Origin of the sequence: Ensifer sp. ENS11 (assembly GCF_014851895.1) — a bacterium.
In the GTDB taxonomy this organism is placed as follows: Bacteria; Pseudomonadota; Alphaproteobacteria; order Rhizobiales; family Rhizobiaceae; genus Ensifer; species Ensifer canadensis.
Genome location: NZ_JACVAN010000036.1, coordinates 1 through 19,695, shown reverse-complemented (window position 1 = coordinate 19,695; position 19,695 = coordinate 1). Strand labels below are relative to the sequence as shown.

Annotated in this window: 19 protein-coding genes and 1 tRNA gene; 5 read left to right on the top strand and 15 right to left on the bottom strand. The window is 60.9% G+C overall.

Annotated elements, in window-relative coordinates; all coding sequences use genetic code 11:
- The 12 genes from IB264_RS33440 to IB264_RS33385 form a co-directional block, all read right to left on the bottom strand.
- The gene (locus IB264_RS33440) at positions 1-537 is read right to left on the bottom strand and encodes an NADH-quinone oxidoreductase subunit C (RefSeq protein WP_192435218.1); all 537 of its coding nucleotides are present in this window, start codon (positions 535-537) and stop codon (positions 1-3) included.
- A complete protein-coding gene (locus IB264_RS33435) occupies positions 534-1,037 on the bottom strand; it encodes an NADH-quinone oxidoreductase subunit B family protein (protein ID WP_025431448.1) in 504 nt (167 codons plus the stop codon). The genes IB264_RS33440 and IB264_RS33435 overlap by 4 nt, the downstream gene beginning before the upstream one ends.
- Positions 1,025-1,390, bottom strand: a complete 366-nt coding sequence (locus IB264_RS33430) for an NADH-quinone oxidoreductase subunit A (protein WP_025431449.1) — start codon at positions 1,388-1,390, stop codon at positions 1,025-1,027. The genes IB264_RS33435 and IB264_RS33430 overlap by 13 nt, the downstream gene beginning before the upstream one ends.
- Positions 1,391-1,544: 154 nt before the next feature.
- The gene (locus tag IB264_RS33425; RefSeq protein ID WP_192435216.1) at positions 1,545-2,984 is read right to left on the bottom strand and encodes an NADH-quinone oxidoreductase subunit N; all 1,440 of its coding nucleotides are present in this window, start codon (positions 2,982-2,984) and stop codon (positions 1,545-1,547) included.
- Positions 2,981-4,456 (bottom strand): NADH-quinone oxidoreductase subunit M, encoded by a 1,476-nt coding sequence (locus IB264_RS33420; RefSeq protein WP_084815460.1) that lies wholly within the window; start codon positions 4,454-4,456, stop codon positions 2,981-2,983. Before IB264_RS33420 ends, IB264_RS33425 begins: the two co-directional genes overlap by 4 nt.
- A gap of 8 nt (positions 4,457-4,464) precedes the next feature.
- Entirely contained in the window at positions 4,465-6,225 is a 1,761-nt protein-coding gene (locus IB264_RS33415) for a Na(+)/H(+) antiporter subunit D (protein WP_192435214.1), read from the bottom strand.
- Complete coding sequence (locus tag IB264_RS33410) at positions 6,218-6,472, bottom strand: hypothetical protein (protein ID WP_025431453.1); 255 nt, start codon at positions 6,470-6,472, stop codon at positions 6,218-6,220. The genes IB264_RS33415 and IB264_RS33410 overlap by 8 nt, the downstream gene beginning before the upstream one ends.
- Complete coding sequence (locus IB264_RS33405) at positions 6,469-7,932, bottom strand: monovalent cation/H+ antiporter subunit D family protein (RefSeq protein WP_025431454.1); 1,464 nt, start codon at positions 7,930-7,932, stop codon at positions 6,469-6,471. The genes IB264_RS33410 and IB264_RS33405 overlap by 4 nt, the downstream gene beginning before the upstream one ends.
- 4 nt (positions 7,933-7,936) lie before the next feature.
- Positions 7,937-8,239: an NADH-quinone oxidoreductase subunit NuoK gene (gene nuoK / locus IB264_RS33400; protein ID WP_025431455.1), complete on the bottom strand. Its 303-nt coding sequence runs from the start codon at positions 8,237-8,239 to the stop codon at positions 7,937-7,939.
- On the bottom strand, positions 8,239-8,739 hold the full coding sequence (locus tag IB264_RS33395; RefSeq protein WP_025431456.1) for an NADH-quinone oxidoreductase subunit J: 501 nt from the start codon (positions 8,737-8,739) through the stop codon (positions 8,239-8,241). The genes nuoK and IB264_RS33395 overlap by 1 nt, the downstream gene beginning before the upstream one ends.
- A gap of 181 nt (positions 8,740-8,920) precedes the next feature.
- Complete coding sequence (locus IB264_RS33390) at positions 8,921-9,319, bottom strand: nuclear transport factor 2 family protein (RefSeq protein ID WP_025431457.1); 399 nt, start codon at positions 9,317-9,319, stop codon at positions 8,921-8,923.
- 44 nt (positions 9,320-9,363) lie between these two features.
- Positions 9,364-10,716 carry an MFS transporter gene (locus tag IB264_RS33385; RefSeq protein WP_192435212.1) on the bottom strand — a complete coding sequence of 451 codons (1,353 nt, stop codon included), beginning with the start codon at positions 10,714-10,716 and terminating at the stop codon, positions 9,364-9,366.
- Between the two features lie 113 nt (positions 10,717-10,829).
- Between IB264_RS33385 and IB264_RS33380 the strand changes: the two genes are divergently transcribed.
- On the top strand, positions 10,830-11,741 hold the full coding sequence (locus IB264_RS33380) for a LysR family transcriptional regulator (protein WP_192435223.1): 912 nt from the start codon (positions 10,830-10,832) through the stop codon (positions 11,739-11,741).
- Positions 11,742-11,937: 196 nt separating this feature from the next.
- Here the strand turns inward: IB264_RS33380 and IB264_RS33375 are convergent, their stop codons facing one another.
- Entirely contained in the window at positions 11,938-13,299 is a 1,362-nt protein-coding gene (locus IB264_RS33375) for an aspartate aminotransferase family protein (protein WP_171521402.1), read from the bottom strand.
- Between the two features lie 131 nt (positions 13,300-13,430).
- Between IB264_RS33375 and IB264_RS33370 the strand changes: the two genes are divergently transcribed.
- The 3 genes from IB264_RS33370 (at position 13,431) to IB264_RS33360 (ending at position 16,636) form a co-directional block, all read left to right on the top strand.
- The gene (locus IB264_RS33370) at positions 13,431-14,300 is read left to right on the top strand and encodes a LysR substrate-binding domain-containing protein (RefSeq protein ID WP_192435210.1); all 870 of its coding nucleotides are present in this window, start codon (positions 13,431-13,433) and stop codon (positions 14,298-14,300) included.
- Positions 14,301-14,466: 166 nt separating this feature from the next.
- Complete coding sequence (locus tag IB264_RS33365) at positions 14,467-15,300, top strand: D-alanyl-D-alanine carboxypeptidase family protein (RefSeq protein WP_192435208.1); 834 nt, start codon at positions 14,467-14,469, stop codon at positions 15,298-15,300.
- Between the two features lie 415 nt (positions 15,301-15,715).
- Positions 15,716-16,636, top strand: a complete 921-nt coding sequence (locus IB264_RS33360) for a carbonic anhydrase (protein ID WP_025431462.1) — start codon at positions 15,716-15,718, stop codon at positions 16,634-16,636.
- Between the two features lie 639 nt (positions 16,637-17,275).
- Here IB264_RS33360 and IB264_RS33350 read toward each other — a convergent pair.
- Positions 17,276-17,407: a LysR family transcriptional regulator gene (locus tag IB264_RS33350; RefSeq protein ID WP_192435206.1), complete on the bottom strand. Its 132-nt coding sequence runs from the start codon at positions 17,405-17,407 to the stop codon at positions 17,276-17,278.
- A gap of 108 nt (positions 17,408-17,515) precedes the next feature.
- Here IB264_RS33350 and IB264_RS33345 point away from each other — a divergent pair, with 108 nt between their 5' ends.
- Positions 17,516-19,330: a GMC oxidoreductase gene (locus tag IB264_RS33345; protein WP_192435204.1), complete on the top strand. Its 1,815-nt coding sequence runs from the start codon at positions 17,516-17,518 to the stop codon at positions 19,328-19,330.
- A gap of 251 nt (positions 19,331-19,581) precedes the next feature.
- On the opposite strand, the gene IB264_RS33340 is transcribed toward IB264_RS33345, so the two are convergent.
- Positions 19,582-19,658: transfer RNA gene (locus tag IB264_RS33340), tRNA-Met, on the bottom strand.
- Positions 19,659-19,695 lie beyond the last annotated feature (37 nt).

The window sequence follows — 19,695 nt, the reverse complement described above, 5'->3', positions numbered from 1 at the left end:
TTATGGAATGTCCTTGGTCGCGAGGTCGGGCTGTGTCGGCGGCGGGCCTTCGGCGCCAAACGGGTTCAGCTCGTCCTTGTAGCCCCGGAGCGGAAAGTCTTTGCGCTGAGGGAAGCCCTCGAACCCTTCCCACATGTAGATCCGCCGCAAGTCGGGGTGGCCCTCGAACCTTATCCCGTACATGTCCCAGGCTTCGCGCTCATGCCAATTGGCCGTCCGCCAGACGCCCGTCACCGACGGGACCCGCGGCGGATCGTCGAGGCGGCATTTGATGCGTACGCGCCATTTGTTCGGCAGCGAATAGAGGTGGTACACGGCCTCGTAGCGCGGCAACTCGGGGTAATGATCGACCCCGCAAATGTCCGACAGGAAATTGAACCGCAGCGCCGGCTGTTCCTTCAGAAACCGGCAGAGCTCGACGACCATGTCGGGTCGAGCGGCGAAGGCGTGAACGCCATGCGCGAAGCCAAGATCGTCGATCGCGTTGCCGAAGCGCTCCTTGATCAGGATGAGATCGAGGGGTGTCTCCACGCTCATGGCACCGCGATCCGGTCCAGAGGCGTCCCGGCCAGCGCTCGGGATTTCTTGATCTTCTCCTGAAGCAGGAGGATGCCATGCATCAGCGCCTCGGGCCGTGGCGGGCAGCCGGGAACATGCACGTCCACTGGCACGAAGGTCTCCGCTCCCTGCACCACGGCGTAGGTGTTGTAGACCCCGCCCGAGATTGCGCAGGTGCCCATTGCGATAACCCAGCGTGGTTCCGGCATCTGATCATAGAGCCGGCGTACGACGGGCGCGAATTTCCGGGTTATGGTACCGGCGATAATCATCACGTCGGACTGGCGCGGTGATGGCCGGAACACCACGCCGAACCGGTCGAGATCATAGCGGGCGCAACCCGCCGAAATCATCTCGATGGCGCAGCAGGCAATACCGAAGGTCTCGGGCCACAGCGCCGACTTTCGGCTCCAGTTGATAACGCTCTCGGCGGTGGTGAACAGCACGCTGTCGCGGATCGCATTGTTTACGCCTCCCATTCCAGCGCTCCCTTCAGCCAGGCGTAGGCGAAGCCCACAAGAAGCAGCACTATGAAGACGAACATCTCGACATAACCGACCAGCCCGATGTCTTTCAGCACGACGGCCCAGGGAAAGAGGAACATCGTTTCGACATCGAAGACGACCAACAGGATTGCGAGAACAAAGAACTGCACCCGGAACCGGCCGCCGGCAGCCTCGCCTGCCGGGTCCATGCCGCATTCATAGGGCATGTTCTTCGCGGGATAGGGATTGGACGGACGCAGCAGCGAAGAGACAAACAGCGTCGCCCCCGCCACCAGAACAACTCCGGCGACCATGACAAGAACCGGGAGGAACTCCATCGCAGTCATATCGCGTTGCCCCGCTCACCCGCCGAGGGCTTTCCTCAGGCCGCGACCGACCCAGTTCGGGACCGATAACGCGTCGCCCAGGGAAGGAACTTGGGCTATCCTTTCTTGAACTTCCAGTTTATTCCGCCGGGCGGATCATTGCAAATCCAATCAATTAGCCCCCCAAAACCGAATGCTGGGCAAGCCTCAGAAACCAAGCCGGGAATAGGCCGATGCCGATGGTGCCGACGGCGGTGAAGGCGAGCGCGACGCGAACCAAGGGCGTCAGCGCCGGGTCGAACGCCCTTTCCGGCTCCCGCATGTAGATCACCATGACAATGCGGATGTAAAAGTAGGCAGCTATGGCGCTCAGTAGCACTGCGATCACCGCCAGCATGACGAAACCGCGCTCGACGAGCGCGACCAGGACGTAGAACTTGGCGAAGAACCCAGCCGTCGGCGGAATGCCGGCCAGCGAGAACAGATAGAGCAGCATCAGAAGCGCCAATCCGGGGCGTGACTTGGCGAAACCCGCGTAGTCTTCGATGATCTCGCCCGAGAAATCGCCGTTCCGCATCATGATGACGGTGGCGAAAATGCCGAGATTCATGAAAGAGTAGATCAACAGGTAGAGCATCACGCTGGCGATCCCGTCGGCGCCGCCAGCCACCACACCGAAAATGGCGAACCCGGCATGGGCGATGCTCGAATAGGCCAGCAGTCGCTTGAAATTATCTTGCACCAGCGCCACGAAACTGCCGAGCGCCATCGTCACCACAGCAAGGACCGCGAGGATAATCCAAACGTCCGAGGTCGCGACCAGCGGATTGAGGAACACCCGCAGGATCACCGCGAACCCCGCCGCCTTGGGGCCCACCGACATGAAGGCCGTGATCGTCGTCGGTGCGCCTTCATAGACGTCCGGGATCCACATGTGAAAAGGCACCGCGCCGACCTTGAAGACCAGCCCCGCGACGATGAAGACAACAGCCAGCAGCAATCCGGGATCGAGCGGATCGCCGGTCACCGCCGCAGCCATCGCGTCCAATTGTGTGGTGCCGGTGAGCCCATAGACCAGTGAAACGCCGTACAGGAAAATCCCGGTCGAGACCGAGCCAAGGATCACGTATTTCAGCGCCGCTTCGTTCGACCGCTGTTCTCGTCTCAGAAAGCCAGTCAGCACATAGGTGCAGATCGCCATCAGTTCGACGCCGACATAGACCGACAGGAGGTCGGTCGCCGAGGCCATGATCATCATTCCTGAAAGCGCAAGAAGCAGCAGGACATAGTATTCGCTGCTGCCGATCCCTTCGGTCTCGGCATATCGCCGCGAAAGGAAAAATGTCAGAACGGTGGCTAGGTAAAACACGAACTTGAAGAAGACCGCGAAGCGGTCAGCGATGAACATGCCCGCATAGGCCGGCTGCGCCTCGCCGGCGAACATGAGTGTTACAGAGCCGGCAATCAGCACGACCGCCACGGAAGCCCAGACAAGGACAGGGGCCTGCCCCTTCCGCAGAAACTGTCCCAGGATCAGCAGGATGCAGGCCCCCGTGATGACCACGATCTCGGGCAGGCTCGCCAGCACCGACTGGAAGAGCGCGGCGGCGGTCATTGGCCGCTCCCCTTGCCGTGCACCTGCATCAGCAGATGCTTCGCGGAGGCATCGATAATGTTGAGAAAGGGTTTCGGATAGAGCCCGACCCAAAGCACGAAGGCGGCCAGGGGCAGGATTGCGACCATCTCGCGGGCATTCACATCACGTATGCTGAACCGGGCGCCGACGCTGGCCGGGCCAAGCGCGACTTTCCTGTACATGCCAAGCAGATAGGCCGCGCCCAGCAATGCGCCCAAAACAGCGGTTGCGCCGACGGCCAAGTCGGCCGCAAACCCGCCCGACAGCACGAGCAACTCCCCCACGAACGAATTCGTTCCCGGCAGCGCCATCGCCGACAGGACGAACAACGCAAGAAACGCGGTGTAGACCGGCGCCGCCTTCATCAACCCGCCATACTCCGCCATGCTGCGCGTGTGTGTCCGCTCGTAGATCAGGCCGACGAACAGGAACAACGCTCCCGTCGTTACGCCATGATTGAACATTTGCAGGATGCCGCCCTCAAGTCCGCGCAGGTTCAGCGCAAAAATCCCTAACGTCACGAAGCCCATGTGGCTGATGCTCGAATAGGCCACCAGCTTCTTCAGGTCATCCTGCGCCAGCGCAAGCAACCCGCCATAGACGATCGCAAGCGCCGAAAGTGCCATCATCAGCGTCGAATAGTGCACTGACGCTTCAGGCAGCATCGGCAGCGAGAACCGCAGGAATCCGTACGCACCCATTTTCAGAAGCACGCCCGCCAGGATGATGCTGCCCGCCGTCGGCGCCTGCACATGGGCATCCGGCAGCCAGGTATGGACCGGGACCATGGGGACCTTGACCGCGAAGGCGATCAGGAAGGCGAAAAACAGCCAGGACTGGACCTGGAACGGCAAATCCTGCGCTGTCAGGGCGAGGATGTCGAAGGTCTTGCCGCCGTGGAAATAGAGCACGATGACACCGATCAGGAATAGGAGGCTTCCCGCCAGCGTGTAGAGGAAGAACTTGAACGCTGCATAGACCCGGCCTTCGCCCCCCCAGACGCCGATGATCAGGTACATCGGGATCAGCATCGCCTCCCAGAAGACGTAGAACAAGAACAGGTCGAGCGCGCAGAACACGCCCAGCATCAACGCCTGCATGACCAGCAGGCTGACCATGAACTCCTTCACCTTGCGGTCGATCGCGGCCCAGGAGGCAAGCACGCAGATCCAGCCCAACAGCGCAGTCAGGAACACGAAGAGCGCACTTATTCCGTCGATGCCGAGCGCATATGTGATCCCAAGCGCGGGCACCCAAGGGTGCCTCTCGATGAACTGCATCTCATGGGTAGTGGTGTCAAAGCTGGCCAACATGGCCAAGCAGAGAGCGAGGTCGAGGATGGTGACACCGAGTGCTGTCCACCGCACCGCATCGTCACGGCGCAGAAACATCAGAACCGCTGCACCGGCGACGGGCGTGAATACGATGAGACTGAGTAGCGGGAATCCCATCGCGCCTCCTACCGCCACGCCACGGCGAAGACGGCAACGGCTGCGATCACACCGACAATCATCGCCAGCACGTAGTGGGTCACGACGCCGGTCTGGAGCCGACGCAGCGCCGCGCCGCCGCGCAGGATCGAGCGGGCAACGCCGTTCACGATGGCGTCCACGCCGGTGCGATCGATCCGCAATCCCGCCCGTGCCGCCCCATGCAGGAAGGGCAGCGCCGCGGTCTCGGACACGTCGCTCACCGCCTTCTCGTAGCGCGCCAGCGGTTTCTCAGCGATCCACATGAAGACCCGTGCGCCCTTGCGGTAGAACCAGTCAGTGTCGAGGCTGATCGTATTCTCGGGATCGAGCGCCTTGAGGAACAACACGAACCCCAACGCGGTGAACATCAGCACGCCAAGGCTCTCGGTGACATGGACGCCAGTGTAGGGTTCGAAGTCGACCGGATAGGGCAGCAACGCATACAGCATCTGGGGGAACACCCCGATCGCGATGCAGAGCACCGCCGCCATGCCCATCGCGACCAGCATGTTGCCGGGCGGTTCGCGCGCCTCCAGTTTCTGGTCCGTGCCGAAGAACATGTAGTACGGGAGTTTCAGTCCGGTGTGCAGGAACGTCCCTGACGACGCCATCGTCAGCGCCAGCACCACCAGCGCCCGATGATCCTGCCCGGCGGCGGCCACCACCATCGACTTGGTGACGAAGCCGGAGAAGAATGGAAATGCCGAAATCGCCAAGGCACCGACCATATAGAGTGCCACGGTCATCGGCATGGTTTTGTAGAGCCCACCAAGCTCGGTGAGCTTGCGACGGCCGGTGACGTAGATGACCGCCCCTGCCCCCATGAACAAAAGCGCCTTGTAGAGGATATGCGCGAAGGCATGGCCGGTGGCCCCGTTCACAGCCATCTCGGTCCCGATGCCGATGCCCGCCACCATGTAGCCCACCTGGCTGACGATGTGATAGGCCAACAGTCGCCGACAGTCGTTCTCCAGCACTGCGTAGATGACGCCGTAGAGCGCCATCGCGGTGCCGAGCCAGACCAGAAGCTCGGTGCCTGGAAACGCCCGCGCGAGCACGTAGACGGCGGTCTTGGTGGTGAAAGCGCTCATGAATACCGCCCCGGTGACGGTCGCCTCCGGATAGGCGTCGGTCAGCCAGGCGTTGAGCGGCGGTACCGCCGCGTTGAGCAGGAACCCGGCAAGTATCAGGTAGGCGCCGACGCCCATCCCACCCTCGATCGGACCGAAAAGCAGCGAGCCGGTGGCCAGCCCGTGGAGAATGACGCCGCCGAGCAGGGCAACCCCGCCGGTGATGTGGACCATCAGATAGCGAAAACCGGCGGCGATCGCCTGCCGGCTGCCCTGGGCGAAGACCAGATAGGCAGAGGCAAATGCCATGGCCTCCCAGAACAGGTACAGGGTCAGGTAGTCGCCGGCGAACACCACTCCGAGCGCGCTGCCGACGTAGACGAACGCTGCGACATGCTGGCCGGCGTGAGGCAGGTGCAGCGCGTAGACGGTTCCGATCAGCGCCATGATGGTGAAAACGGTGGCGAAGACGATGCTCAGCTTGTCGACCTTCGCGATCAGGACTTCCTGCCCGATGAATTGCATCTCGCCATAGCTGCCCGGCTGCATTGCAAGCACGGCGAGGATCGCCAGCGCCGGAACCAGCAGCAGATAGGCCTTGCGGATCGACCCATTGAGCAACGGGATCGGCAGCGCGCCGAGAATGAAGATCAGGCTCGGATGGATAAAATCAATCATAGTAATCCTCGCGCCGCATGAGCCCACACTGGTGGCCGAGGAACTTGGAAACGAAAATCAAAACCATGCAGGAGCCGAAGCCGTAAACGGCAGACCAGCCAGGCAGGCGGTCCCACAGGTATTCGGCGTGTTCGCGAGAAACCAGAAAGTCGGCGACGACGATCAGGACGAGCACCAGATAGAACAATCGGCGGCGCTGCCTGGCATATTCTTCGTCACCAAAGAAGTTGACGACGCGTTTGATCATTTGACCACTCCGTCCGCCAGGGCGAGAAAATAGCCGGGAAAGATGCCCATCAGCACCGAAAGGATGGCGGTTGCGACCAGCGGGATCGTCATCATCGGAATTTCACGAACCGTCGCCGGGCTCTCCTGCACCTCCGTCCCGAAAAAGGCGACATAACTGACCGGCAGGAAGTAGGCGGCGTTCAGGACCGAACTCACTAAGAGCACGATCAGGAACGCAATCTCCCCCGCCTCCACAGAGCCCAGCGCCAGATACCACTTACTGACGAAGCCCGCGGTCGGTGGCACCCCGATCATGCTGAGTGAGCCGACAAAGAATGCCCCCATCGTCCAGGGCAGCCTACGGCCGATACCGGCCATATCGCTGATGTTCCGTTTGCCAGACGCGCAGTAGATCGACCCGGCGCAGAAAAAGAGTGTGATTTTCGAGAAGGCATGCGCGGCAATGTGGATAATCCCGCCGACCATTGCGACCGGCGACAACAGAACCACGCCCAGCACGATATAGGACAGTTGGCTCACCGTCGAATAGGCGAGCCTCGCCTTCAGATCGTCCCGGGTCAGGGCGTAGACCGACGCCATCAGGATGGTGAACGAGACCAGATAGGCCGTGGCTGTGCCGAGGCCCAGTTCGCCGACCAGTCCGACGCCAAAGACGTGGAACACCACGCGCAGCACGCAGAATACGCCCATCTTGACCACCGCCACCGCATGCAAGAGCGCGCTGACTGGTGTCGGCGCCACCATCGCGGCAGGCAGCCATGCGTGCACCGGCATCACGGCGGCCTTGGCAAAGCCGAAAAGATAGCAGAAATAGACGACCGTCAGCAGCGCCGCCGATGCATCGGCCCCTGCCAGCAGTCCCCCCGCCACAAAGTCCAGCGACCCCGCAATGTGATAGGTCAGCGCCAGCGCGGCAAGCAGCACGCTTTTCGACGCGCCCATCAGATAGACGAGATACTTGCGGCTGCCCTTCCATCCCTCTTCGTCCTCGTGGTGGTAGACGAGCGGATAGGTAACGAGGCTGAGTACCTCGTAGAAGATCACCAGCGTAAACAGATTGGCGGCGAAGGCGCCCCCGACGGCCGCTGCCAGGCTGGTGGCGAAACAGGCGAAGAACCGGGTCTGCGCATGCTCTTTCAGGTGCCGCATGTAGCCGATGGAATAGATCGCCGCCACGATCCATAGAAGTGACGATACTGTGGCAAAGACCATGCCGAGCGCATCGACGCGGAAAGCGAAGTCGATCCCCGGTAGTATCTCGAAAAGGCGCAAATCGACGGTCCCGCCCGCCAGTACTGTGGGCGCCATCGATGCGACAATCGCGAACAGGGCGATCGCGGCCAACGGCGAGACGATGTCGCGGAGTTTCTCGCGGTTGTTGAGAAGGACAACGGCCAGGGCCGCCAGAGCCGGGACGGCGACGGCAAGCAGCGGCCGGATCGTTGTCTCCGGGTCCAAGCCGCTATCCTTTCATCATGGTCACATCGTCGACCTTGAGGGTGGATTTGTTCCTCACAAGGGCGACCAAGATGCCGAGGGCGACGGCAACCTCCGCCGCAGTGATTGCGATGACGAAGATCGCGAAGATCTGCCCGCGGAAATCGCCGTACTGACGGCCGAAAGCGATGAAGTTGATGTTGACCGAGTTGAGCAGCAGCTCCAGCGACATCAGCACAACCAGAATATTGCGTCTGAGCAAGACGCCCGCCGCTCCAATCACGAACAGGGCCACTCCGAGCAAAATATACCACCAGAGCGGAACCATCACCCCGACTCCTTCCGCGCCAGCACGATGGCGCCCACCAGGGCCGCCAGCAGGATCACGGAGGCGGCTTCAAACGGCAGGAGATAGTCGGAGAAAAGCGTCGTGCTAAGCTGTCTGATCGCGTCGCCGTCGCGCGTCGCGACCGGTTCGACGACGGAAAAGCGGTCGCTCCGGAGCACCAGCACGAGCATCTCGATCCCAAGCAGGACGAGCAGCACGAGAGTTGGAAGGCTACCGCCGGGCAAGAACCGCTGCAAGACGGCTTCGCGCACGTCGATCATCATGATCACGAACAGGAACAGCACCATGATCGCGCCGACATAGACGAAGATCTGGATGACGGCGAGCAACGGCGCCTCGAGCATGATGAAGATTGCGGAGATCTGCAGAAAACAAGCCATCAACGCCAATGCGCTGTGAACCGGATTCCGCGCCACGACGACCATCAGGGCCGCGACCACGGCCACCGTAGCGAACAGAAGAAAGAACCCCTGATCCATCGACGCCGCCCCTCGGGCGCGAACTGTCACTCGGCGAGACGGCCGGATTGGAGTAGCGCCGCACTTCAGATGCGTTCACAAATTGTGCCCTAGTATCGGATTTTTCACAAGATTATTGTCGGCGGTCGGCTAGAGGGGCGACCTTCGGAGGGAAACTTTACAAGGGGCATCGTAGACGTGCCTAAGCCGCAACCGGCGTTTCATGCAGATGCCGCCATCGGAGCGAGCCATCCGCTGAAGCTTCCAAAACGACGGTCGAGCGTCTTGCGGTTTGAACCCCGCCCGCATCCGCGTGCGTCTCGCGATAGGTGACGCAGGCTCCGCCCGACCATTCATGACAGATCTGCATCTCGTCGACCGTGATCCGCAGCTCCGGGCGTTTCCCGTGCAGACGTCCGAACAATTCGCCCACGCCCTCTTTGCCAAGCGCGGTCCCTTGCATGGAGATCATGCGAAACTCAGGCGAGAAGCGTTCGAGCAGTTGCACCAGATCGGCAGGCCGAGCCGCCCCGATGAACCAGCGTTCGATCGCGACGTGGACATCGACAATCTCACGGAAGAATCTTTCAGTATCGGTCACGTTCGGCTCCTTGTCGGACAGTGTGAAAGAATGGGCTACGCGCGCTAATCGGCTCGCCGCAGGCGCAGAACGAAGGGCAGCGGAAACACGATCAGAACGGCAGCGATCACAAAACAGTAGCGGTAAGCCAGGGCATCGGCCGCACCGCCGCTGGTCGCGAGGAAGAGCCCCAGCAAGCCTCCCAGCACACTCGCACCGAGCGAGAAACTGAGCTGACGGTTGATGTTCCACAGCGCGCTTGCCTCTGCCATCCGTTCCGTTCGAACCGACGTAAAGGCTGCCGTCTGGGCCGTGCTCGTGCAAAGGCTCGCTCCGAAACCCATCAAAACAAAGGACGCGATCCTGACGGTGAACATTCCGGTGAATGGTGTGGCCAACAGCAGCACGCCGGCGCTGGTGACGGTCATGCCGACGAGAAAGAGCGAGCGCGGGCCTCGGGACGCAAACATCCGCCGCGTGGACATGATGGCGACGCAGGATGCGGCTGCCCATGGGAGCATAAGCATTCCCGTTTGTGTGGCCGTCAGACCAAGGCGGTCCTGCAAGTACAGGGAGGCGATCAGGTTTACGCCCGTGAAAACGCCCGGCACACACAGGTAGATGATGCTGCCAGTCCTGAGCATCGGATCGGAGAGCAGACGCAGATCAAGCAGCGGTTCGCGCGAACGCAGCGCATGGCGGACATAGGCGGCGCCCGCGACAATCGCCAAGGCAAGGACAATCGCGGCATGAACGCCGCGTCCCGCCTGACTAGTGAGCGTCAGGCCAAGGGGAAGGCAAAACAGGGTGATGGCGCTCAGCAGGAAGCCGGCAATGTCGAGCGCCGGCTTCGCTTCCGCCAACCGATCGACCGGCGCCCAGGCAAGGGCCAATGCTGCTATCGCCGCTGCCAGTGGCGCAACACCGATAAACACCCAGCGCCAGGACACATGATCGGCAGCGATCCCGCCGACGGCGGGTGAAAGTGCCGGCACCAGCAGCGCAACCGTCATGACCACGGCCGTCAGATGGGCGCGGTCTTCCGGCGGATAGGCGCGATAGGCCATGCTCTGGCCGACCGGCACGAGCAGTCCTCCGCCGAGACCCTGAACAAGCCGCCAGGCGAGAAGCGTCGCAATCCCAGTGGCCATACCCCCGCCGAAGCTTCCCACCGCCACAATGAGCAGAGAGGCAATGAACACGCGGCGTTCGCCGATCCGGCGCGCAAGCCAGCTCCCCAGCGGAATGGCGACAGTCAGGCCGAGCATGTAGATCGTGCCGACCCAGGCGAGATGCACGACGGATGCGCTCAGCTCCCGCTGCAACGCCGGCAGGGCGGCATTGAAGATGAACATATTCGCGAGATCGACGGCGAAGCCGAGAAGATAGAGGGTGGCAATTCGGGAGCGGGCGGACACCGGGAAAACCTTTGATAGGAATGACGCCCGCAGGGTATTCCCTTTCATATCGTCGAATAAGGCGATACAATTCGACAACACTTGTCGACTCTATTTACCAATTGGAGTGCGTTATGGCGGTGAGTCTTGATCGCCTGACTGCTTTGCGAGCCGTCGTGGAAGCAGGATCGTTCACTGCGGCCGCCAAGCAACTCAATCAGGCCAGGGCCGCCGTCAGTTTCAACATCAAGCAGCTCGAAAGCGAATTGGGCGTCACGCTCCTTCATCGCACCACGCGCAGCCTTGCTCTGACCGATGCCGGCGAACGGTTCTATGCGCGCTGCCTTGGCATTCTCACGGAAGCCGATGAGGCGATTGCCGAAGCGCGCACGGAGCAAACGGTGCTGAGCGGCAGCTTGCGCCTGACATCGACGGTTGAATATGGCGTCGCGGTGATCGCTCCGGCGCTTCAGAAATTCACTGCGCTGCATCCAGACCTCGACGTCCAGTTCGAAGCCTATCCGACGAATGTCGACCTCCTGCGCGACCGCTTTGACGTCGCAATCCGGCTGGGGCGCAACGAGCAATTCCAGACGTCGCCATATGCTGGTGTGCACCTGGGGACGTATCAGCTCAGGCCAGTCGCGTCGCCGGACATCCTCGCCCGCGTTGATCGAACTGTCGTTGGTGCACCCAAGATGCTGAGCGCGCTGCCGCACATCAGCAATGCCACCGTCGACCATGTGAAAAGCTGGACAATGTTCGACGAAGACGGGTGCGAATGCGCGTTCGAGGTGCCTCGTCCGTCCCGGCTGCTTGCCAACAACGCATCGGTTGTGAAGGCGCTGGCGGTTGCCGGCGCAGGCGTTGCGCTTCTGCCTGACTGGTTCGTCGCGCCAGAACTTGCCAAGGGCACGTTGGCCGACGCCCTGCCGTCCTATCGCTTCCCCGATCACCAGATTTACGCGATGCACCTGCCCATGCAGATGGTCCCGCAGAAAATCCGGGCCTGGCTCCTTTTCCTCAAGGATCATGTCCGTCGTTGATTTCCTGGCACGGTACGCCGGACTTCTGCTCGGAAGTTCTCGACCAAACCCTACATTCCTACATGGCGGAGCGTGACAGATTCAAACTACCACCTCGTGAAGATCATCGACCTTCTCGATACCGTGTCCGGTCATCGCCGATGCGTCGACATGTGGGTCGTAGCAATTCCTCCTGCTTTATCCGATGTCCGGCGCTTCAACCCGCGAGGATCGATTGTTCGACGATCGTCAGCGCCCGGTCGAGTTCCTGGCGAGAGACCACCATGGGCGGCGAAAGCGTCATGACGTTGCCCTGACTGATCTTCAGGCTCAGTCCCGCTTCCATGCAGCGATAATAGGCCCGCTCCGCCAGCGCATTGTCCGGCGTGAAATCCGTCCGGTCGGATACGATCTCGACGCCGAAAAGCAGGCCGCGGCCGCGCACATCCCCGACCGCCGCGCAGCGTTCGGCGAAAGTGCTGAGCCGCTCCATCGCATAGCCGCCGAGTTCGGCGGCGCGCTCCGCAAGCCCCTCCTCGATGATGATGGAAATGGTGGTCAGAGCCGCGCGCGTCGTCACCGGGTTCTTTTCGTGCGTGTAGTGGCCGATGGCATAGTCGCCCGCCACGTCGAGATCGCGCCTGGCGACCACGCCCGCGATCGGCAAAATGCCGCCACCGAGCGATTTTCCAAGCACGAGGATGTCGGGAACGACGTCGTCGTGCTCGCAGGCAAAGAAGCGGCCGGTCTTGCCTAGGCCGGTCGGAATTTCGTCGAAGATCAGCAAGGTTCCGTGCCGGTCGCAGGCCTCACGCACCTGTTTCCAGAAGCCCGGCGCCGGTGGATTGGGCGTCGCCCGCATCGGTTCGGCGACCAGCGCTGCAAAATCGCCCTCGCGGGCAAGGACGTAGGAGATCATGTTGGCGCAGGCGCGCGCGGAACTTTCGAGATTGTCCTGACCATAGGCGCAGTGGCGGTTCGCCCAGGGCGCGACGTGTTCGGCGCCCGGCAGGAGCGGGCCGGCTATGCCCGAGCGGAAGGTCGCCTCGCCGCCGACGCTCGACGCGCCGAAGCCGGCGCCGTGGAAGGCATCCCAGAAGGAGAGCGTCTTGAACCGGCCGGTCGCGGCGCGCGCCAGCTTCAGTGCGACTTCGATCGCATCCGATCCACCCGTGGTGAACAAGACCTTGCCGAGATCGCCGGGCGCAAGACTGCCGAGCATCTCGGCAAGCTCGACGGCAGGTTCGCAGGTGAAACGACGCGGCGCAAAACACAAATCGTCGATCTGGGCCTTGATTGCCTGTTTCAGCCGGGGATGGCCGTAGCCGATATGGTGAACACTGTTTCCATGGAAGTCCATGTAGCGCCGGCCGGCGGTATCCTCGATCCAGATGCCCTCCGCCTTGGCGATGGCGGTCAGGCAGGGGCTTGACAGGCTCTGGTGCAGGAAGGCGGCGGCGTCGCGCGCCACAAGGGAGTTCGTCCGTTCGTCGCCCATCCGGGCGTTCCAGGCCCCGCGCGCTGCCGATGTGTTGGCTTCGCCCTCCGTGTGAACCAGGGCGGATGCTGTGGCTTTCATCGCTTTCTCCGATCATCGTGCAGCTGCGTGCAAGCTATCGCATCTATCGGAGGGTGAACAAAATCGATATTAATGAGACAGATTAAGAATTCTTCGATGCTGAAGCATCACCTAGGGGGCTTCCGCCTGTCATGCGCTATGTCCAGCTTCGGGCTTTCCATCACGTGGCTCTTGCCGGCAGTTTTTCGCAAGCTGCCCGCGCATTGCACCTCACGCAGCCTGCCATTTCCGACCAGGTGCGCTGGCTGGAGGAGGAATACGACGTCGCCCTATTCGTGCGAAAGCGCCGTCAGATCGAGCTGACACCGGCAGGTTCCCGGCTCCTGGCGGCAACCCACCGCCTGTTCGATGCCGAAGGCGAAGCCCTCGAGGTCCTGCAGGAGGAGCGATCGCTGCGGGCAGGCATGCTCAGGATCGCAGCCGATTCGGTGGATCACGTCCTGGACGTGCTCACCGTCTTCCAGGCGCGGTTTCCCGGCATTCAGATCAAGATCGTCGGCGGCAATTCCAACAGCATCGTGGAGGATTTGCTTGCCTACGACGTGGACGTCGGCGTCCTTGGCGAATTGACCGATGAGCGCCCATTCGAGGTCTTTTCGCTCAATGTCTCCCCTGTCGTGCTCTTCGCCGCGAAATCGCATCCCCTGGCGACGCGGACGAGCATTCCGCTTGAGGCGTTGAGTGCATGGCCCCTGGTCATGAGGGAGCAGGGGTCACGCACCAGGCAGATGCTGGAGAAGCTCGCGGCGGCGCAAGGGGTGATCCTCCGCTACGCAATCGAGGCCGAAGGACGCGAAGCCGTCCGGCGGATCGTTGCCACAGGCATCGGTCTCGGGGTCGTGTCCGAAGCGGAGTTCGACAACGATCCGAGGCTGGTGAAAATCGCGCTCGAACACCAGCCGCTTTCGATGCATGAAAAGCTGATCTGCCTGAAGGATCGCCGTAGCAGCAAGTCAATACAGGCATTCTTCGCGACTGCGCGCGCACTGTCGCAAGGCTAGTGCGTTCCCCCACCCCGCATGACCACCGATAGCCAATCGCGAAGATCCCTCGCCTTCGGCAGCGTCGCGTTACCTAGCGAAGCAACGCGCCTCCGACGCGCCGCAGCGAACGCTTGTGCCCCGCGGCACATCATGTCATCAGGACGCCTTCCCCGGAGACTGGCACATGACGAAAAACATAATCGCCGGAAAACCTTTGAAAAGATTGGTGTTTATGGCGTCCCTTTTTTTGTGGACACCGGCGAATGCAACGCCGGCACTCGTCGTGGATGCCGACAGCCATCAAGTTCTCTATCAGGAAGATGCCGGCGTACCCTGGTATCCGGCCTCGACAACCAAGCTCATGACCGCGTTCGTCGTGTTTGAAGCCCTTCGGTCTGGCGAGGTGACACTGACGACACCGGTCACCATGACCCGCAACGCAACGAAACAGGCGTTTCTCGAATCCGGCCTGACCTTCGGCCGGACAATGACCCTCGAAGACGCGCTCTTTGCCACGATTACGGCTTCAGCAAATGACGTCGCTGTAGCCTTGGCAGAAGTAGTCGCTTCCGGCGAAATGTCTTTCGTTCGGCGAATGAATGAAGCGGCGGCCCGCATCGGGCTTACGGGCACGCATTTTACCAATCCAAACGGTCTATTTGACCGAGAGAATTACACGACTGCCCGCGATCTTGCGATCCTTGGGTTGGAAGTGGACCGGATGTTTCCTGAATATCGCCGCTTCTTCCTGGCTTCGGCAGTCACGATCGACGGTAAAGAGATCAAGTCCAACAATCTGTTGTTGACGCGTTTCAGCGGAACCATCGGGATGAAGACTGGTTTCCTATGTGCATCCGGACGAAATATCGTCGGGCTCGCAACTCGAAATGGAAGGCGCGTGATGGTGGTTCGATGGAACGCTGTCCCCAGATGCAGTGCTTGTGGATCATCTGCCGAACCGGACCGGTGTCGCGCCGCAGGATATGCGCATTCGCCTCTGTACCGACCAGAGTGCTGACTACGAGGCCAGCCGAAATAAGCTTTATCCAATGGGCCTGGCAGGTCAGGAAACCTACTTGCGGGATCATATCACCGGGCAGGTCCACCCGATCACGACATGGGCCAACGATAACGTCACGGATGTACCAACACCCACACCACGCCCATCATAATCACAACAACGAGCCGGCTGTATGGTGCCATACACCTTCGGCCCGAGTCCTCAGCGATCTGCCCAGAGCCGCGGCCTGCGGTTCATGGGTCGCCGGCGGCACGCAGATACCCCCTCCGGCTCCCGTCTGGATGCACGGCCTTAGCCGTATGACACGCGCAGTTTGGTTTAGAGGTGCGCCCACGCGTGAAAGTGTTAATGTGGAAAGTCACGGATTTGCATTGCCGCCCCTGTTTCGATCACTGTCGAGGGAGACTGCAAGATGGCAAAGAAGCTGCTCGAAGGCGCCTCGAAGGAGGATCAGACCTGGTTGGCCGAAGTGACATACCGGTTCGCGTTCGATGCTGTGTATAGGCCCCTACCACCGGATGCGAACGCTGCCCGGTCGAGACTCGAGTCTGGAAACCGGGCCTTCGCCGAACTCCTTGACCGGATCACCTCGTCACCACCCGCAAAGCTGAACATCGCTGTCGACCCGCATGATGTCGGCCTTCTTCCCGGGCGCAGCGCGGCACCCAAACAGCAACCGTTTGCGGCAATTGTCGGTTGTGCCGATGCGCGTGTTCCGGTGGAGCTGATCTTTTCCGAAGGCCCGAACGACCTGTTTGTCGTCAGGGTGGCCGGCAATGGCATGGGCGACGACGTCACGGCCAGTCTGAGCTATGCGGTTGATCATCTCAAGGATAGCCTGCGCACGATAGTCATCCTCGGCCACAGCGGGTGCGGGGCCGTTTCGGCGGCCGTCGACGTCTATCTGAAGCCAGCAAAATATATGCAAATCATGACGCAGAAGGATCTGCGTCAAATCCTGGACAGCATACTGATCGTCATCCAGCTTGGCGCGACCTGGCTGGAGCGGGTGTATGGGACCGAGGTCGTACGCCGGCCGGGATATCGGACCACACTGATTGAGGTAGCGATAGCGCTAAACGCGGCGCTGACCGGGTATGGCATTCGTTCGCGCCTGAACTTGGCGGTCCGCGGCGAAATTGAAGTCGTCTACGGCGTCTATCTTCTGGAGGAGCGGCTTGTGTGGTCACCAAGGGGAGAGAACCCGGACTGGTTTCATTTGTCCGTCGCACCAAGGGACCCGGATGACTTCGTCATATTGTGTGACCTCCTGGTGTCGTGCCCTCGGGTAATAGACTTGCTCGATACCACTCCAAAGGCCGTGCCGCACTAGGAGACCTGTGCGCGGGTGTCTGGACTGACGTGTTGAACTACGATTCTCTCAATCTGAACAATGGATTGCGGATGCGATGTCACGTCGGCGCATGGGTTAGGAATAGTTCGGTTTTGCCGTTGATCGCTGCCAGCATTCGTCTTTGGATGAGCTTGCCAGACTTTCTTCTGATTTCTGTCCCGTTTCGTCGGCTTACGCCTCGCCTGCTTGCGGGTCGCCTTCGCGGCGATGGGTCCTCGACCGGTTACGGGGTAAACAAAAAGCCAGCGGACCTTTCGGTCTCGCGGGCTTTTGTGTGTCTGGTTGCGGGGGCCTGATCACGCAGAGACTTGTAATTTCGGGACGCCATATGAACTTCGCTCATATATCGACGTCGTCGCCGCACCTTGAGGCGCCTAGCCGCAGCGATGACGCGGGCGGTGATCGGCGTGTAGCACAAGAGCAGGAGGTCGGCGTCAGCCACTTCGCGCATCAGCCTCGACGCCGCGCGCCCGAAGCCCGGCATCGATTTCCGGGCATTTGATTTCCTGATCCGTCCGAACGGCTTTCATGGCATTCCTCCTACTTTATCCGATGCACGGCGCGTCAACCCGCGACAATCGATTGCTCGACGACCGTCAGCGCCTGCCGGGCCAGCCTTCAAGCCCGGATGTGCTGCGAGACGGCGGACGGCGTGACATTCAGTTCAGCCCCGGCTCCGGCGAAACTGCCGAGCCGCGGGGCGGCTACAAAGGCCCGAAGCCAATTCAGCGGCAGGTGAGCGGAAACCATGACACCCTTAGTTTTTCAGCGAAGCTGCCACTAATCCTTTTGATCGAGGTGACGAGCAAAATCATCCTACTTTAGGCGAAATTGTTCTGCGGATAGTGAAACTCTAGCGTGCTGCGTCAGGTTGGCGCCTCCGTCTTCAATCCGCTGGCGATCGCGCCAAGACTGATCCGCAGTGCCACAAGGGGACCGAAGGGTGATTGCGGCGGCGGCCAAAAGGGCGCTGCGCGAAAGTGGGGGGGACAGATGTTTGCGGATTTCGAGGTCTTTCAGCAGGCGTTCGACGTGTGCGTCGCGGGCGCTGGCCCGGTCGGTATTGCCGCTGCGCTGGAATTGAGCAGGCGCGGCATGCGAACGCTGCTTATCGAAGCCGGGCCGAAACGATCGAAACGACCCCAACGAAACGAAACAGGCTTCGACATAGAAGACGATATCTATCACGCTGCGGACCGACATACTTCGGCCACCGGACTTGGCGGCACGTCCGAACGATGGGGTGGGCAATGCGTTGAGCTGGATGATATAGACTTCGAAGCAAGAGATTATGTCGCACACTCCGGTTGGCCTATTGCTCACGAAAAGATTTCGCCTTTTTATCAGCGGGCGCGGGCTCTTTTGAGCAGCAATGTCGCCGGCGAGCGATCGGAGCCGGAACCGGAGACTGATTTCCCATCATCCCGGGAAAGCTGGACACGAATACGCAACACAGCGAAGGCCAACAGCGCCGAGCTCGCTTCTTCGAAGAACCTCTTCGTCGCCCTGGACGCGAGGATCAAAGCTCTGGCGTTCGATCCGGTTGAGGCGCGAGTACATTCCATGTCGATTGCCTGCCGCGGTGGTTCGTACAAGGTGTGCGCCGACCAATATGTGCTGGCCTGTGGCGGCAGAGGTAATACCCGGCTCCTGCTGAACCTCCAGGTGGCGTTTCCGCAATTGTTCGGCGGAAGCGATGGGCCGCTCGGGCGCTTCTACATGGGACATCTCGCTGGACAGATCGCGCAGATCGAATTCGCCACCAAAGAGCATGCCGAACGGTATCTTTTTAAGCGCACATCCACCGGAACCTTCGTGTGTAACCGGTTTCAACCCGCCCCCCAATTGCAACGGGCACTCGAGCTGCCGAACATCGCTTTTTGGCCGACAAACCGGAGGGCCGCTTTCGGCGAGGCCGACGCGGCGCTCTCGCTGCTATATCTCTGGAACAGTCGGAAGTCCTTCGTCCACAAGGCGACATGGGGCGAAGCCGACCGATTCCGTCACTATAATGCGCTGCATAATGTACTGCGCAATCCCCTTAGCGCGACCTCTTCGGCGCTGGGGCTGCTTCGCCAAAAATTCAGCTTGGCCGAACCATATGTTCTGCTGCGCAGGCCAGACATGAAATACGGCCTTCGCTACCATGGGGAGCAAATTCCAAGCAGTTCAAGCCGCGCCTTCCTCAAGCCAGAGCAAGATGCGGACGGCCAGTTCAAGCTCGACGTCTCATTCCGATATCTGCCTCAGGATTTTCGCGGGACGCTCCAAGCACATGTCGCCTTGGATCGCTGGCTCAAGGAGCGCAAGATAGGCAAGCTGATATTCGACGCAGCCCCCGAAAACCTCGAAGAGCATATCGCCGCGCAAGCCAAAGACGGCTACCATCAGATCGGGTTGACCAGGATGGGCGTGGACCGCAACCACGCCATCGTCAACCACAACTGTCGCGTCATCGACATCGCTAACCTCCATATCGCCGGTAGCTCCGTTTTCGCTACGTCCGGACAAGCGAACCCCACGCTTCCCGCCGTCGCCTTGGCCATCAGACTCGCCGAACATCTCGCCAGCGAGGCCCGCCATCAAAGCACGGCGGCGAGTTTGTCGACGAGCAGCCGCGGAAGCCTCTCTCCCGGTCCTCAACCCGTCACGGAAATCCTGTCCTCACTCTGACTCTCGGGGGCGTTGCGTGGGAAGCTCCCCGCTCGAAGGCCGGCGACCCTGGCGCCGGTCAGGGGGAAGCTGTCCGCACATAGGCTCAACTTGGCGCCCCCAGACAGGACACTAACCGCCACCCGTTACAATACTAATCTTACTAATCAACACCCTCTTGACTCCTAATTGACACCGACCATTGCTTTGTTCTGCCTTAGAACGCCAAAAAGCCCGCGGACCTTTCGGTCTCGCGGGTTTTTTGTTTGATTTGGTTGCGGGGGCAGGATTTGAACCTGCGGCCTTCAGGTTATGAGCCTGACGAGCTACCGGGCTGCTCCACCCCGCGCCATCTCGGTAAACCGCTATGCGGTTTATCCGGTGCG

Coding starts and splice junctions, on each gene's coding strand:
- IB264_RS33365 (WP_192435208.1), top strand. CDS start 14,467: ATGACGAAAAACATAATCGCCGGAAAACCTTTGAAAAGATTGGTGTTT.
- IB264_RS33430 (WP_025431449.1), bottom strand. CDS start 1,390: ATGACTGCGATGGAGTTCCTCCCGGTTCTTGTCATGGTCGCCGGAGTT.
- IB264_RS33380 (WP_192435223.1), top strand. CDS start 10,830: ATGGCGGTGAGTCTTGATCGCCTGACTGCTTTGCGAGCCGTCGTGGAA.
- IB264_RS33435 (WP_025431448.1), bottom strand. CDS start 1,037: ATGGGAGGCGTAAACAATGCGATCCGCGACAGCGTGCTGTTCACCACC.
- IB264_RS33370 (WP_192435210.1), top strand. CDS start 13,431: ATGCGCTATGTCCAGCTTCGGGCTTTCCATCACGTGGCTCTTGCCGGC.
- IB264_RS33415 (WP_192435214.1), bottom strand. CDS start 6,225: ATGATTGATTTTATCCATCCGAGCCTGATCTTCATTCTCGGCGCGCTG.
- IB264_RS33375 (WP_171521402.1), bottom strand. CDS start 13,299: ATGAAAGCCACAGCATCCGCCCTGGTTCACACGGAGGGCGAAGCCAAC.
- IB264_RS33360 (WP_025431462.1), top strand. CDS start 15,716: ATGGCAAAGAAGCTGCTCGAAGGCGCCTCGAAGGAGGATCAGACCTGG.
- IB264_RS33395 (WP_025431456.1), bottom strand. CDS start 8,739: ATGGATCAGGGGTTCTTTCTTCTGTTCGCTACGGTGGCCGTGGTCGCG.
- IB264_RS33410 (WP_025431453.1), bottom strand. CDS start 6,472: ATGATCAAACGCGTCGTCAACTTCTTTGGTGACGAAGAATATGCCAGG.
- IB264_RS33440 (WP_192435218.1), bottom strand. CDS start 537: ATGAGCGTGGAGACACCCCTCGATCTCATCCTGATCAAGGAGCGCTTC.
- IB264_RS33425 (WP_192435216.1), bottom strand. CDS start 2,984: ATGACCGCCGCCGCGCTCTTCCAGTCGGTGCTGGCGAGCCTGCCCGAG.
- IB264_RS33350 (WP_192435206.1), bottom strand. CDS start 17,407: ATGGTTTCCGCTCACCTGCCGCTGAATTGGCTTCGGGCCTTTGTAGCC.
- nuoK (WP_025431455.1), bottom strand. CDS start 8,239: ATGGTTCCGCTCTGGTGGTATATTTTGCTCGGAGTGGCCCTGTTCGTG.
- IB264_RS33420 (WP_084815460.1), bottom strand. CDS start 4,456: ATGGGATTCCCGCTACTCAGTCTCATCGTATTCACGCCCGTCGCCGGT.